Source organism: Desulforamulus reducens MI-1 (assembly GCF_000016165.1).
GTDB lineage: Bacteria > Bacillota > Desulfotomaculia > Desulfotomaculales > Desulfotomaculaceae > Desulfotomaculum > Desulfotomaculum reducens.
On sequence record NC_009253.1, the window covers coordinates 130520 to 145699 of the forward strand.

Here is a 15180-nt window from a genome sequence, read left to right on the forward strand (position 1 = left end):
GAATAAAAGCCAGCAAGGCATTCAAATAATTAATAAGGGATATATTGGGGAAAGATGCAAAGTATATATGATTAGGTCTAGGGAATATATCAATATTGAAAGGTAGGGAAGGAGATTATTGGAAGGTGTTGAAATTATACTACTAGAAAATAGAATTTTATAAGGAGCAAAGGTATGGAGGTGTTAGAAAGAGTATACAATGAAATGACCCGGCACCGAATGGTTAAGAAAGGTCAATTGGTACTTGTGGGGGTTTCGGGTGGTCTAGACTCTGTTGTACTCTTGCATATTCTAAACTGTTTGAAAGAGGAATTAGGCATATCGTTGCATGTGGCCCACCTAAATCATATGTTTCGTGGGGAAGAAGCTACAGAGGATGCTTTGTTTGTTCAGGAACTATGTAGTAACTGGGGTATTCCCTGTACGGTGGAAAAAAGAAATGTTCCGGCCTATGCCCAAGCCAGGGGGTTATCCTCCGAGTTGGCAGCCAGAGAAGTTCGGTATCAGTTTTATGATGATGTACGGGAGGAAACCGGAGGACATAAGATAGCCTTGGCCCATCATGCCAATGACCAAGCGGAATCAGTTCTGATGAATATGCTACGGGGCTCAGGCTTGAAAGGAATATCTGGAATAGCTCCTGTCAGAGATAATCTGTATATTCGACCGTTATTAAAACTTCTTCGTAGTGAGATTGAGCAGTATGGTCAACGAAAAGGACTTACATTTAGAATAGACAGCTCGAATCTAGAAGTTGTTTATCGTAGAAATAAATTAAGACATCAATTGATCCCGCTACTGGAAAAAGAATATTCACCGGGTTTGATAACCATTCTATCCCGTATGTCCGAACAACTGCGTGAAGAGGACGAATACATGGAAGAATTGGCTCGAAGAGGCTATCAAAAGGTACTGCTCATGACAGATGGCCCGGTATTGGATAGAAAGTCACTGATGAACCAACCATTGGTGCTTCTGCGTAGAATAATGAGAATTGCCTACCAGGAAGTAAAGTCAACAAAACAGGGTATAACCTTTGCTCATGTGGAGAATTTGATCAGCCATATTATGAGGGACGGTCCCGAAAGAATTATTGAAATGCCTGGGGCAGTGAAGGTTAGACTGACTCCAGATCTTTTAATCTTTGAGAGTGGTGGAGACATAGAACACCATCGGAGTAAGGAGATATACACCTTGGAGGTACCGGGAAGTGCTACTTTGGAGGAAGGAATTAAAATCACTTGCCAAATTGTTCGTAGAGATGAAATACCGATGGATCTCAAGGAGCTAGCTTCTACAATGGCTGCCATTGATTTTGACAGTATTTCAATGCCCCTAGAGGTAAGATTCAGGCAGGAGGGGGATGCCTTTGTCCCTTATGGTTTAGGGAAAAAGGTTAAGCTTAAAAAATTTATGATAGACCGCAAGATACCCAGGCATATTCGCAATAAAATTCCTCTGGTTGTTGAAAAAAAAACAGGACGTATTATTTGGGTGTGCGGCATTCGATTGGCTGACCATATTGGAATAACAAGTTTAACAAAAAAAGTAATTCTACTTAGTCTAGAAAATGGGAATGATAGTATTAGATAAATTGATAACAAATAACTGTTGTGGTAAAATATTCATTATCTTGGGACTATAGGGCCTTGCAGGGAGGAGTGACATTTTTGAATAAGGTTCTTAAAAACCTTAGCATTTACCTGTTGATTGTACTGGTTATCATATTTTTGATCCAGTTTACGGGAGACAAAAAAACCGCCGTTGTGACTTTGCGATACGATCAGTTTATTACTGCTCTGGAACAAAACAAGGTCCAGAGTGTGGAAATGACAACGGATAAATCCACCAATATTATTATTGGTAAACTCAAAGATGGTCGGGATTTTGAAACCAACGGTCCAATATTGGATGATACAATCATCCCGATGTTGCGGGAAAAGGATGTTCAGTATAAACAAGCATTGCCACCGGAACCGTCTTGGTGGACCGGATTGTTAACAACCCTATTACCCATCCTTGTTTTTGTAATGCTATTCTTCTTTATGATGCAACAAAGCCAAGGTGGCGGTAATCGTGTGATGTCCTTTGGTAAAAGTAAGGCCAAATTACATACGGATGAAAAAAGAAAAGTAACCTTTGAGGACGTTGCAGGGGCAGACGAGGTTAAGGAAGAACTAGCAGAAATTGTAGATTTCTTAAAAAGTCCAAAGAAGTTTAATGAAATTGGAGCTAAGATTCCCAAGGGGGTCCTATTATTTGGGCCTCCTGGTACAGGTAAGACATTATTGGCCCGGGCTGTGGCTGGAGAGGCAGGGGTTCCCTTTTTCTCCATATCTGGTTCCGATTTTGTTGAAATGTTTGTGGGTGTGGGGGCTTCGCGCGTTCGGGATTTGTTTGAGCAAGCCAAGAAGAATGCGCCTTGCATTGTTTTTATCGATGAGATTGACGCTGTGGGTCGCCAGCGGGGTGCCGGTTTAGGTGGTGGCCATGACGAACGTGAGCAGACCCTAAACCAATTGCTGGTGGAGATGGACGGATTTAATCCCAATGAAGGAATTATCATTGTGGCAGCTACTAACCGCCCTGATATCCTTGACCCTGCACTTCTGCGACCCGGTCGTTTTGACCGTCAAGTTGTGGTAGATTCTCCAGATGTTAAGGGTCGTGAAGAGATTTTGAAAGTCCACTCCAAAGGGAAGCCCCTTGAAGAGAACGTAGACTTAGAAGTTTTGGCCCGCAGAACTCCTGGTTTTACCGGAGCGGATTTGGCAAACTTAATGAACGAAGCAGCACTGCTTTCAGCAAGGTCTGGTAAAAAGACCGTCGGTATGAACGAATTGGAAGATTCCATTGAACGGGTTATTGCAGGGCCAGAAAAGAAATCCAAGGTGATTTCTGAGAAAGAAAAACGATTGGTATCCTACCACGAAGCTGGTCATGCTTTAGTAGGATACCTGTTGCCTAACACCGATCCCGTTCATAAAGTATCAATTATTCCTCGTGGCCGAGCTGGCGGATACACCCTTTTGTTACCAAAGGAAGATCGTTATTATATGACCAGATCCATGTTACTGGATCAAGTTGTTATGTTGCTGGGAGGACGGGTTGCTGAAGATGTTGTGCTAAAGGAAATTAGCACCGGAGCACAAAATGATTTGGAGCGAGCCACCAGCATCATTCGACGTATGATTATGGAATATGGTATGAGTGATGAGCTTGGACCTCTTACTCTAGGACATAAACAAGATACTCCTTTTCTGGGCAGAGATATTAATCGAGATCGCAACTACTCTGAGGAAGTTGCCTTTGCAATTGACCGTGAGGTTCGTAAGATGATCGATCAAGCATATGGCAAGGCAAAGAAACTCCTTACAGAACATAGTGATACCCTGGACAAAATTGCAAAGGTGCTTATGGATAAAGAAACCATTGAAGCAGAAGAATTTGCCCGGATTATGAAGGAATCAGGCCTTGATAAGCCGGCTCAACTGTAGTAAGTGTTCTTTTGCACCTAAATTTTGACACCTTGGGATTTGACAGAAAGTACTGAGAAGCATGGGGGGTGTCTTTCAGGCACCCTTCCTTTAACATCAAGGAGAGGAAAAAATGGAGCGTACTTACTTAATGGTCAAGCCTGATGGAGTCCAAAGGGGTTTGATAGGGCAAATTATCAGTAAATTTGAACAAAAGGGTTATAAAATTGTTGGTTTAAAAATGATGCAAATATCACGTGAAGTGGCAGAAAGGCATTATGGAGAACATGCAGGGAAACCCTTCTTTAACGGGCTGGTTGATTTTATTACCTCCGGTCCAGTGGTTGCCATGGTCATAGAGGGCAAGGATGTTGTTACCACTGCCAGAGAAATGATGGGTGCCACCAACCCACTGAAGGCTGCCCCTGGTACTATCCGCGCCACCTTTGGGGTGGATGTAGGGCGTAATATTATCCATGGATCAGACTCTTTAGAGAGTGCCCAAAGGGAAATTGGAATTTTCTTTAAATCAGAAGAACTGATAGACTACGACCGTGCCATTGACACCTGGATCTATGAGTAATATAAAAGTTCTCCAGTTATCATAAACTGGAGAATTTTACTTTAAAAAATAGAAAATAATGGTTATAAAGTAAATGGTTGTATTGGAGGGCTGAATTATATGGAATTAAAAACTGGTTTAATCCATGAAACGAGCATTATGGTGGAGGAGAGCAATACTGCCATTGCCTATGGCAGCGGTGGGGTTCGGGTGTTTGCCACACCTGCCATGATTGGTTTAATGGAAAAGGCAGCGTTGGAATTAGCAGATCAATATTTGCCTGAGGGTGAAACCACGGTAGGTACCCTGGTAAACATTAAGCATACAGCAGCCACTCCGGTTGGTATGAAAGTGGTGGCTAGAGCAGAGTTGATTCAAATTGAGGGTAAAAAGCTGAGCTTTGTTGTTGAGGCCAGGGACGAAACAGGTCCCGTTGGCGCTGGTAAACACGAAAGATTCATTGTAAATCAGGAAAAATTTCTTCAAAGAGCAGAAAGTAAACTAGACTAGGCAGGAGGTAGTAAAATGAAAAAGGTACCAAGCGACCTGGAGATTGCCCAGGCACACGAAATGATTCCCATTGCCGAGATTGCTAAGAACATTGGTTTAGGAGAAGACGATATTGACCTCTATGGTAAGTATAAGGCTAAAATAAGCCTAGATGTATTAAGAAAGTTTAATGACAGAGCCATGGGCAAGCTAATTGATATTACCGCCATTACACCCACTCCTCTGGGGGAGGGTAAAACGGTTACAACCATTGGATTATGTCAGGGTCTTGGGAAGATAGGTAAAAAAGTGATTACCACTTTAAGACAGCCCTCCATGGGTCCTGTGTTTGGCATAAAAGGGGGAGCCGCCGGTGGTGGTTACTCCCAGGTAGTACCGATGGAAGATATTAATATCCACTTTACCGGTGATATTCATGCAGTGGAAGCGGCCAACAACCTGTTGGCTGCTATGATCGACACATCCATTTTGTTAGGAAATCCTTTAAATATTGATCCCATGACAGTTATGTGGAATCGGGTTTTAGATACAAATGACCGAGCACTGCGGGATATAGTGGTGGGATTAGGTGGTAAAGAGAACGGCTATCCACGTCAAACCAGTTTTGACATGGCAGTGGCCTCAGAGGTTATGGCAATTTTAGCATTGGCAGAAAATCTGCACGACCTGAGACAGCGCTTAGGGAGAATCATTGTGGCCTATACCTACGATGGAAAGCCTGTCACTGCTGAAGACTTAAAGGCTGCAGGCGCCATGACGGTTATTATGAAGGAAGCATTAAAGCCAAATTTAGTTCAAACCTTGGAAGGTCAAGCTTGTATTATGCATGCGGGTCCCTTTGCCAATATTGCCCATGGTAATAACTCTGTGCTAGCAGATAAGATTGCACTGAATTTGGCAGACTATGTTGTGACCGAGAGTGGTTTTGGCTCTGACCTGGGAATGGAAAAATTCATGGATATTAAGTGCCGTCAGTCTGGCCTACGTCCCAGTTGTGTTGTTATTACTTGCACTATCCGGGCTTTAAAGATGCATGGCGGCTTGGGTAACGTAGTAGCAGGAAAACCCTTGCCCGAAGAATTAACCAGAGAAAATTTGCCTGCCCTGGAGAAGGGCTGTGCCAACCTGGCCCACCACATCAAAGTGGCCAGTTACTATGGTGTGCCAGTGGTTGTTTCCATTAACCGCTTTACCCCGGATACCGATGCGGAGGTTGATCTGGTTCGTAAAAAAGCGTTGGAAGCAGGTGCATTGGGGGCTTATCCCATAACAGTATGGGCCGAAGGGGGCGAAGGAGCCATTGAACTGGCCGAAGCCGTTGTGGCCGCCTGTGAAAAAACAGCTGATTTTCAGCTTCTTTATCCTGATAATTTAAGCATTAAAGAAAAGATAGAGGTATTGGCCACTAAGGTTTATAATGCCGATGGGGTAGTGTTTGAGCCTTTGGCCGAACGAAAGATAAAACAATTTGAGGATCTGGGCTTGGGGCATTTACCAATTTGCATGGCCAAGACCCACCTGTCCATCAGCCATGACCCAGCTATGAAGGGACTTCCCAAAAACTACATCTTCCCCATACGGGATATCCGAGCTTCCGTGGGTGCCGGTTTCCTCTACCCACTGGCTGGTGCCATGCGCACTATGCCAGGGTTGGGCTCCAAACCAGCTGCTCACAATGTTGATATAGACGAATACGGACGTACGGTGGGCCTTTTCTAAAGGGTGAGTGCTACCCCCTGCAATTCTAAAAGAAATTGCAGGGGGTTATTTTTTATAATTGTTCTACTAAAACACCCCCAAATAATCTTACCAGTAAAAACGACCTCACTTGGGAATGGGTGAAAAGGAATAATAGGTTAAAAACAATAACAAATTTTTAAAAAATTTGTTATTTTCCAAAAGGAAAATAAAATACTATGTCGAAGTAAAAACTTATTAAAACAATTTGATATTATGGTTGGAGTAATAGAGATAACCCGAAATAGGCAGTTTCCTTTGGAATTGTCTGGTTTTATTGTGTTAGTTTATGCTCCTTCTGAAAGGTGAAATGGCCTATTTGTACATAATTTATGTACCTATGGGTCGTTTGTTTTTTTGAAAAACATTTTAATAATAGACTTATTTTTAGTGGTTAGGGGGAAGGATATGGAGTTTTTAACAAAAGTAATGGGCCAAAGCCATATAGGAGCGGCTATCCGGCGGGTTGAAGATCTGGAAGAGGCCATTCGACATCCCAGAGTCCATGCTATATTTCTTTTAGGTGGGGATATTAATTATCTCCCGGGAATGATTAAAAAGGTACGTGCCTCAGAGAAGATGTTGCTTACACATATAGATTTGGTTGAAGGTATTGGCAAAGATCGGGCAGGGCTTCATCTCATCAAGAGAATGGGTGTACAGGGGATTGTTACCACCAAATCAAATCTAGCAAAATTTGCAAAGGAGGAAGGGCTTTGGGTGGTGCAGCGCTTATTTATTGTAGATTCCGAATCCGTTAAAACTGCTGTTCGGGTGGCAGAAAATATTAAGCCCCATGCAGTGGAAGTATTGCCGGCAACAATTCCCCAATATGTGATTCAGGACATAAAAAAATCCCTTAGGCTTCCTGTTTTGGGGGGAGGCCTATTGAAAACAGAATCGGATGTTAAAGAAACCATTGGTAAAGGCATTGATGCCATCACAACCAGTCTAAGGCATCTTTGGAATGTTGCTTTGTAAATTACCATAAAATAGCTTGAGGGGGCAGTGGCAGCCAGAGTCAGTCAATGGATTGACGAAAAGTAAGGTTTAGAAGAATGAAAAATATTACGGCAGGGAGATTTGGAGCAGGCCGGTGGGTAGAAACAAGAAATTATCCTTGGCTTGCTTTTTCCTTTTTATAATAAACAAATTATAGCTGGGTAATCTAATGCTATATGGGAGAGTGATGGTTAAAATAATAAAAATTTAAAAAAGTTGTTTAATTAAACAATAAAAAGAAGGATTTTTGTTTAAATAAACAGAATATAATGTTTAAACAAACAAACAACTTTTACTCACAAGCAGTTTTTTCTTAGGTAAAAGTTTATAAATTCTTTTATAACCTCGACCAAAATAGGGGGAAGGATCATGGGCAGTGAACGTCAAGAGAAAATTCAATCATTACTTCGGGAACACGGGAACCTTACCGTTGCCGAATTGGCGCAGCGCTTTGATGTCTCGGAAATGACCATTCGCCGTGATCTGAAGGCTCTGGCTGCCTTAGGCCTGATACAGCGAGAACACGGCCGGGCACTCTTTCTTCAAACTGCGCCGGATGATCGCTTTTTCGCCCGGTTAGGAGAGGCCGAACAGGAAAAAATAGCCATTGGCCGATTGGCCGCAGATTTAATAGCCGAGGGAGAGACCATTATTCTGGATGCAGGGACAACAACCCTGGCAGTTGCCCAGGAAATTAACAAAAGCTGTGTTGTGATTACCAATTCACTGCCCATTGCCTCTACCCTAGCCAATCATGGCGATGAAATGACCGTACTGATAACCGGGGGGGAGGTGCGAGGTACCACCCAAGCCCTGGTTGGTCCTATGGCCAGGGGCGGCTTCACGGGCTTTAATGCTGACAAAGTGTTTCTGGCTGCCACTGGTATTAATATCGAACGGGGTTTATCCACCGATAACATGTTAGAGTCTGAAGTTAAACAGGCCATGTTGGACGCAGCCAGACAGGTGATTCTCGTAGCTCACAGTAAAAAGTTTGGTCAGGTATACTATCATACCTTTGCCCATTGGAATAGGGTGCATACAGTGATTACCGATGCCGGGCTACCGGAGAATACCCGTCGGGAGTTGGAAAACTTAGGGGTTCAAGTGATGATTGCTGAAAACAGATAAGTAATCCTGGTATTGCCGGGAGATTTTTTGGCAATACAAATTAATTAACCAACTAAAAAAACAGGGGGAATAGAAAATGACAGTTAAAATCTCGATTAATGGTTTTGGACGTATTGGCAGAAATGTACTGAGGGCCATGCTGAAAAAGGATCTTGTTCGGGCGGGATCTCCTGTGGAAATTGTTGCGGTTAACGACTTGACAGACCCACAAACCCTGGCTCACTTGCTAAAGTATGATTCTGTACATGGTGAGTTAGCTGCTGAGGTAGCCTGCACGGAAGATACCCTGCTGGTAAACAATGTTGAAATTAAAGTTTGTGCCGAAACTGACCCTGCTAAACTGCCCTGGGGCAAATTGGGTGTTGATATTGTTATAGAATCCACTGGTCGTTTTACTAAAGGTCCGGATGCAGCCAAACACATCCAAGCCGGTGCTAAGAAAGTGATTATTTCCGCGCCAGGTAAAGAAGTGGATGCCACCATTGTGATGGGTGTTAATGACCATACCTATGACCCAGCCAATCATCATGTGATTTCTAACGCTTCTTGCACAACCAACTGTTTGGCTCCCTTTGCTAAAGTGCTTCATGACAAATTCGGTATTGTTAAGGGCTTGATGACCACTGTTCATTCCTACACCAATGATCAGCGTATTTTGGACTTACCCCACAAGGATTTGCGCCGGGCCCGGGCTGCGGGACAATCCATCATTCCCACCACCACCGGTGCCGCTAAGGCTGTGGCCCTGGTACTGCCGGAGCTAAAGGGTAAGCTAAACGGTTTTGCCATGAGGGTTCCCACCCCCAACGTATCTGTGGTAGACCTAGTGGTTGAGTTGGCCCAACCCACCACTGCCGAAGAAATTAATGCTGCTTTAAAAGAGGCTGCGGAAGGCACGATGAAGGGTATTCTGGCCTTCAACGCCTTACCGTTGGTATCCAGAGATTTCAACGGCAACCCCAACTCTTCCATCATTGATGGCTTATCTACCATGGTTATGGAAGGCAATATGGCCAAAGTGGTTTCCTGGTACGATAACGAGTGGGGTTACTCCAACCGTGTGCTGGATTTGGCGCTGATGCTGGCCCAAAAGGGGTTGTAAGCCATGAACAAAAAAACCCTTAGGGAAATTGCTGTAAAAGGTAAAAGAGTCTTTGTCCGAGTGGACTTTAACGTACCCCTGGACGGGGATAAGATAACCGATGATACCCGCATTCAAAAGGCCTTGCCCACCATTCAATATTTGGTGGAGCAAGGCGCCAGGGTTATACTGGCCTCCCACCTGGGGCGTCCCAAGGGAGAAGTGGTGGAGAAGTACCGCCTTACACCGGTGGCCCAAAGATTGTCTGAGTTATTGGGGAAACAGGTGCTAAAAGTTAACGATTCTGTGGGGCAGGAAGTCCTCCAAGTGGTTGCTGGTATGGATGAAGGCGATGTAGTGTTGTTGGAAAATGTCCGTTTCTATGCCGCTGAGACCAAGAACGATGAGCAGTACGCCAGACAGTTGGCGGAACTGGCTGATATCTATGTGAATGATGCCTTTGGCGCAGCCCATCGGGCCCATGCTTCTACGGCAGGTATTGCTCGATTCCTGCCTGCGGTTGCCGGTTTTCTGATGGAAAAGGAGCTGTCAATGCTTGGTCAGGCTGTAACCACCCCGCAACGACCTTTTGTAGCCATTATCGGTGGGGCCAAGGTATCGGATAAGATTGGTGTTATAGAAAATCTTTTAAATAAAGTTGATGTTTTAATTATCGGCGGTGGCATGGCCAATACCTTTTTAATGGCCCAGGGATACAGAATAGGCAATTCCCTGGTGGAAGCAGATAAGGTAAAACTGGCCGCAGAGTTGATTGAACGGGCTAAGGCTCGCCAGGTGCAGTTACTGTTGCCCACCGATGTGTTGGTAGCACAGACTATGGAACCAGAGGTCGAACAACAGGTGGTTCCGGTGACAGGCATTCCTGAGCAATGGATGGCGCTGGATATTGGCCCTGAAACCGCAGCTAACTTTGCTGCTGCAGTTAAATCGGCCGCCACCGTGGTTTGGAATGGCCCCATGGGTGTTTTTGAAATGGAGGCCTTTGCCAAAGGAACCGAAGCGGTGGCCAAAGCCCTGGCAGAGGCCCCTGCCACAAGTATTGTGGGTGGTGGGGATTCGGTAGCGGCCATTAACAAGATTGGTTTAGCCCATAAAATCAGCCATATCTCAACTGGTGGCGGGGCTTCTCTGGAGTTTCTGGAAGGAAAAGAACTACCCGGAGTGGCAGCTCTGTTAGATCAATAAACACGAATGCCATATAAATCTTTGTTGGGAGGTACTACCATGCGGCAGTTAATTATCGTTGGAAACTGGAAGATGCACAAAACCGTAACGGAAACATTGGAGTTTTTAGTAGAACTAAAAGAGAAATTAAGCAATACCGCGGTTGAAGTGGTGGTAAGCCCTCCCTTTACCGCCCTGGCGGCGGCTGCTGAAGTCTTAAAGGGCAGCCCCATTGCTTTAGCTGCCCAGAATATGCATTGGAAAAAACAAGGGGCTTTTACTGGGGAAATTTCCTCGGCCATGCTTAAGGAATTAGGTTGCAAATATGTTATACTCGGCCATTCGGAGAGAAGGCAATATTTTAGCGAAACGGATGACCATGTTAATAAAAAGGTAAAGTCTGCCCTAGAGAGTGAATTAATTCCCATTGTTTGTGTAGGGGAAAGTCTGGAGCAACGGGAAACCGGTGCCACCGAGGCCACAGTGGAAAAACAGATCAACGGGGCTCTCGCTGGCCTGAGTCCAGAACAGGCAGCAGGTATTGTCATTGCCTATGAACCTGTGTGGGCCATTGGTACAGGTAAAACGGCCTCCGACGAAGATGCTCAGCAAGTAAACGGCTACATACGCAAGGTGATTGCCTGCCGCTTTGGCAACACTGTTGCTGAAGCGGTTCGCATTCAGTACGGAGGTAGTGTCAAGCCTGCCAATGCCCAGGGTCTCATGGCTCAACCGGATATCGATGGAGCTTTGGTGGGTGGTGCCAGTTTGAAAATGCATGATTTTGTCGGCATCATTCAAAATGTTCTTTAAAACTTAACTTTGCAAGGTTGGCTTTCCAAACCAGAACCTCAGAAAAAGGAGGTTGCTAAATTGCAGCATCAATATCACCCCCTGGCCTTGATTATCTTAGATGGCTGGGGTTTACACCGGGATGAAAAGGGTAATGCCATCGCCTGTGCCAATATACCATATGTCAAAGGATTGCTAAAAAGGTATCCGTCCACTAGTTTGGCCTGCTCCGGTGAGGCTGTGGGGTTGCCCGCAGGGCAGATGGGAAATTCCGAGGTGGGGCATCTGAACATGGGTGCCGGACGGGTCGTCTATCAGGAACTTACCCGCATTACCAAAGCCATTAAGGATGGTGATTTTTTCCAAAACCAGGAACTATTAAGGGTTATCCAAGGGGCCAAGAAAAGTAATTCGGCACTTCATATTATGGGTCTTTTATCAGATGGCGGGGTACATAGCCATATTCGACATATATTTGCTGCCCTGGAATTGGCTGCGAGGCAGGGACTGTCCAAGGTCTATGTTCATGCCTTTTTGGATGGCCGAGATGTTCCTCCTTCTAGTGCCAAGGGATATATGAATGCGCTTTTAGCTAAGATGAAAGAACTGGGCGTTGGACAGGTGGCCACTGTCTCCGGACGTTATTATGCCATGGATAGAGATAGTCGCTGGGAGCGAACGGAATTAGCCTATCGAGCCATGGTTTTCGCCGAAGGATTGCAGGCTAACTCTCCTGTTGAAGCCATCGATGTGGGTTACCAGCGGGGGGAAACCGATGAATTTATTAAGCCCACCGTTATCACCGATGACTGTAAACAACCCATCGCCAGGGTAGCTGACGGAGACTCTATCATTTTTATGAACTTCCGTCCGGACCGGGCCAGACAGATCACCCGATCCTTTGTGGATGATGATTTCTCCGGCTTTCAACGGGGTACTGGCGGGCCAAAGGTGCATTTTGTTTGCTTAACGGTTTATGATAAAACCATTAAAACACCGGTGGCTTTTCCGCCGACCCAGCTTGTTCACACACTGGGTGAATGGTTAGACAAGCAGGGGCTAAAACAATTACGTTTGGCAGAGACCGAAAAGTATGCCCACGTTACCTTTTTCTTTAACGGGGGTGTGGAAGCCCCAAATCCTAATGAAGAAAGAGTACTGATTCCTTCCCCCAAGGTAGCAACCTATGATCAAAAGCCTGAAATGTCTGCCCAGGAAGTGGCAGAGGCATTTATTAAGAAATTCAATACTGCACAATATGATGTTTATATAACTAATTTTGCTAACCCCGATATGGTGGGACATACTGGGAATATGGCGGCAACCAGAATTGCGGTGGAGACAGTGGACAAATGCGTCGGGAAAATTGTATCAACGGTATTGGAAAAAGCAGGGACCGTTATTATTACAGCTGACCATGGCAATGCAGAAAAAATGCTTGATGAAAACGGTGGCGCTTATACAGCCCATACCACGAACCCGGTTCCTTTTATACTAGTTGGTGATCGCTATGAGGGTGGCAAGCTTAAGGAATGTGGCAGCTTACAGGATATTGCCCCTACGATGCTGGAAATTTTGGGTCTGCCTAAACCTCCGGAGATGACCGGAGAGAGTCTGCTGCCCAAGGGATAGATTCTTTGGGGTTGAGCTATGGGTAATGAGCTGTGGGCCATGAGTTCCTTAGCCTCAAAGCTCAGTGCTCATGGTCCAAGGCCAATGTAAAACCTACATCATAGTTGACCTATATATTTAAGGGACTAAATAGGAGGAGAAACAACCATGACTATTATAAGTGATATTTTCGCCCGCGAAATTCTTGACTCCCGGGGCAATCCAACATTGGAAGCAGAGGTTTGGCTGGAAGACGGAACCGTAGGGAGAGCGGCAGTACCCTCTGGTGCGTCCACTGGCGCATATGAAGCTGTGGAACTACGGGACGGAGACAAAGGACGTTACCTAGGTAAGGGTGTATTGAAGGCCGTGAATCATGTAAACGAAATCCTTGGCCCTGAACTTATTGGCATGGATGTTACAGATCAAATCGGTATTGACCAGAGGATGATTGAGTTAGATGGTACCCCTAACAAAGGAAAATTAGGTGCCAACGCTATTCTGGGTGTTTCCCTGGCGGTGGCCAAGGCTGCTGCCAATTTCCTTGGTATGCCTCTATATCAATACATTGGAGGCGTCAATGCCAAGGAATTGCCGGTGCCTATGATGAACATCCTAAACGGCGGCGCCCATGCTGATAACAATGTGGATATTCAGGAGTTTATGGTGCTGCCGGTGGGTGCCGACAGCTTTTCCGAAGGGTTACGTATGGGAGCGGAAATCTTTCATAACCTGAAGGCTGTTCTTAAGGCCCGCGGACTGAACACCGCTGTGGGGGATGAAGGCGGCTTTGCCCCCAATCTTAAAAGCAACGAAGAGGCTCTAGCGGTAATCATTGAAGCCATTGAAAAGGCCGGTTACAAACCAGGTCAGGATGTTTTTCTGGGACTGGACGTAGCTGCCACCGAATTATACAAAGGGGGTAACTATGTTTTGGAAGGAGAGGGTGTAACCTACACTTCCGAACAAATGATCGAATTTTATCAGCGGATGGTAGAGAAATTTCCCATTATCACCATTGAAGATGGCCTATCCGAGGAGGACTGGGAAGGCTGGGCTAAGCTAACCCAGGCCCTGGGCAAAAAGGTGCAACTGGTGGGGGATGACCTGTTTGTAACCAACACTGAGCGATTGGATAAAGGAATCAAAAGTGCAGTGGCCAACTCCATTTTAATTAAATTGAACCAGATTGGCACCCTTACTGAGACCCTGGATGCCATAGAAATGGCCAAGCGGGCGGGTTATACCGCAGTGGTTTCCCACCGCTCTGGTGAAACCGCTGATACCACCATCGCTGACCTGGCGGTGGCCACCAATGCGGGACAAATTAAAACTGGTGCACCTTCTCGTACAGACCGGGTCGCCAAGTACAACCAGTTGCTTCGTATTGAAGAAGAACTTAGCACCATGGCCAAGTATCGTGGTAAAGATGTATTTTATAATCTAAGGTAGAAAAAATGACTGGGATGGCTCAAACAAAGTTTAAACTCAATGCGAAATAGATTTATGGTTAAAAGATTCAGCTCTGAATAATCCGTCAAATCCCTTCATAATATTTTTGAAGGGATTTGTTATTAAAGATAAAATAATTATGAATTAGGTGTCTATTCAGACAAATAGCCACAGCGAAATAATAAAAGGTATAAATTGCCATAAAACATTATAAAATATTCGAAGCGGATTGAACTTTTTAAAATATTCTAAAATAATTGACACTACTAAGTAGAAACTATATACTAGCCATAGGGGTAAAAGTGCCGAAAATACTGTATTTTTTTAGTTTTTTGTATACACAGTGAAAAATCATGTCAACAAGCTTTCTAACTAACGGATCCGGTAAATTACACCATAAATAGTATGTTCGTTACGCTAGGTGTCGGGTGGGCGACATATTATAGCCATTCAGAGAAAGTGCTTTTGCCTATTTAAAGACAAGTTGCTCCTTGGTATTTACATAGCCAGAGGTGTACTTGGGTTTGTTAAGTTAAGTACAAGCTAGAGCTAAATCTTGTTTTTCTAATTATTTAACGAACTGATAAGCTCTAAAGAAATTTAAAATTTACCCCATAATCCCTTCTGGGGTAAATAGTTTT

The 15180-nt window shown here is 44.7% G+C and carries 12 protein-coding genes; all 12 read left to right on the top strand.

Annotated elements, in window-relative coordinates:
• The first annotated feature begins 174 nt into the window (after positions 1-174).
• Positions 175-1593: a tRNA lysidine(34) synthetase TilS gene (tilS, locus tag DRED_RS00675; RefSeq protein WP_011876519.1), complete on the top strand. Its 1419-nt coding sequence runs from the start codon at positions 175-177 to the stop codon at positions 1591-1593.
• A 77-nt stretch (positions 1594-1670) separates the two neighbouring features.
• Positions 1671-3497, top strand: coding sequence for an ATP-dependent zinc metalloprotease FtsH (gene ftsH, locus DRED_RS00680; protein ID WP_041274355.1), 1827 nt, complete (start codon positions 1671-1673; stop codon positions 3495-3497).
• A gap of 112 nt (positions 3498-3609) precedes the next feature.
• Entirely contained in the window at positions 3610-4059 is a 450-nt protein-coding gene (gene ndk / locus DRED_RS00685; RefSeq protein ID WP_011876521.1) for a nucleoside-diphosphate kinase, read from the top strand.
• A gap of 99 nt (positions 4060-4158) precedes the next feature.
• The gene (locus tag DRED_RS00690) at positions 4159-4548 is read left to right on the top strand and encodes a thioesterase family protein (RefSeq protein ID WP_011876522.1); all 390 of its coding nucleotides are present in this window, start codon (positions 4159-4161) and stop codon (positions 4546-4548) included.
• Between the two features lie 15 nt (positions 4549-4563).
• Complete coding sequence (locus DRED_RS00695; RefSeq protein WP_011876523.1) at positions 4564-6267, top strand: formate--tetrahydrofolate ligase; 1704 nt, start codon at positions 4564-4566, stop codon at positions 6265-6267.
• Positions 6268-6693: 426 nt separating this feature from the next.
• Positions 6694-7266 (top strand): glycerol-3-phosphate responsive antiterminator, encoded by a 573-nt coding sequence (locus DRED_RS00700; RefSeq protein ID WP_041274356.1) that lies wholly within the window; start codon positions 6694-6696, stop codon positions 7264-7266.
• Between the two features lie 390 nt (positions 7267-7656).
• Entirely contained in the window at positions 7657-8418 is a 762-nt protein-coding gene (locus DRED_RS00705) for a DeoR/GlpR family DNA-binding transcription regulator (protein ID WP_011876525.1), read from the top strand.
• Positions 8419-8494: 76 nt separating this feature from the next.
• Positions 8495-9520, top strand: coding sequence for a type I glyceraldehyde-3-phosphate dehydrogenase (gap, locus tag DRED_RS00710; RefSeq protein ID WP_011876526.1), 1026 nt, complete (start codon positions 8495-8497; stop codon positions 9518-9520).
• A gap of 3 nt (positions 9521-9523) precedes the next feature.
• Positions 9524-10705, top strand: coding sequence for a phosphoglycerate kinase (locus tag DRED_RS00715; RefSeq protein ID WP_011876527.1), 1182 nt, complete (start codon positions 9524-9526; stop codon positions 10703-10705).
• Between the two features lie 39 nt (positions 10706-10744).
• On the top strand, positions 10745-11497 hold the full coding sequence (gene tpiA, locus DRED_RS00720) for a triose-phosphate isomerase (RefSeq protein WP_011876528.1): 753 nt from the start codon (positions 10745-10747) through the stop codon (positions 11495-11497).
• A 60-nt stretch (positions 11498-11557) separates the two neighbouring features.
• Positions 11558-13108, top strand: a complete 1551-nt coding sequence (gene gpmI, locus DRED_RS00725; protein WP_011876529.1) for a 2,3-bisphosphoglycerate-independent phosphoglycerate mutase — start codon at positions 11558-11560, stop codon at positions 13106-13108.
• Between the two features lie 147 nt (positions 13109-13255).
• The gene (gene eno, locus DRED_RS00730) at positions 13256-14539 is read left to right on the top strand and encodes a phosphopyruvate hydratase (RefSeq protein ID WP_011876530.1); all 1284 of its coding nucleotides are present in this window, start codon (positions 13256-13258) and stop codon (positions 14537-14539) included.
• Positions 14540-15180: the final 641 nt, after the last annotated feature.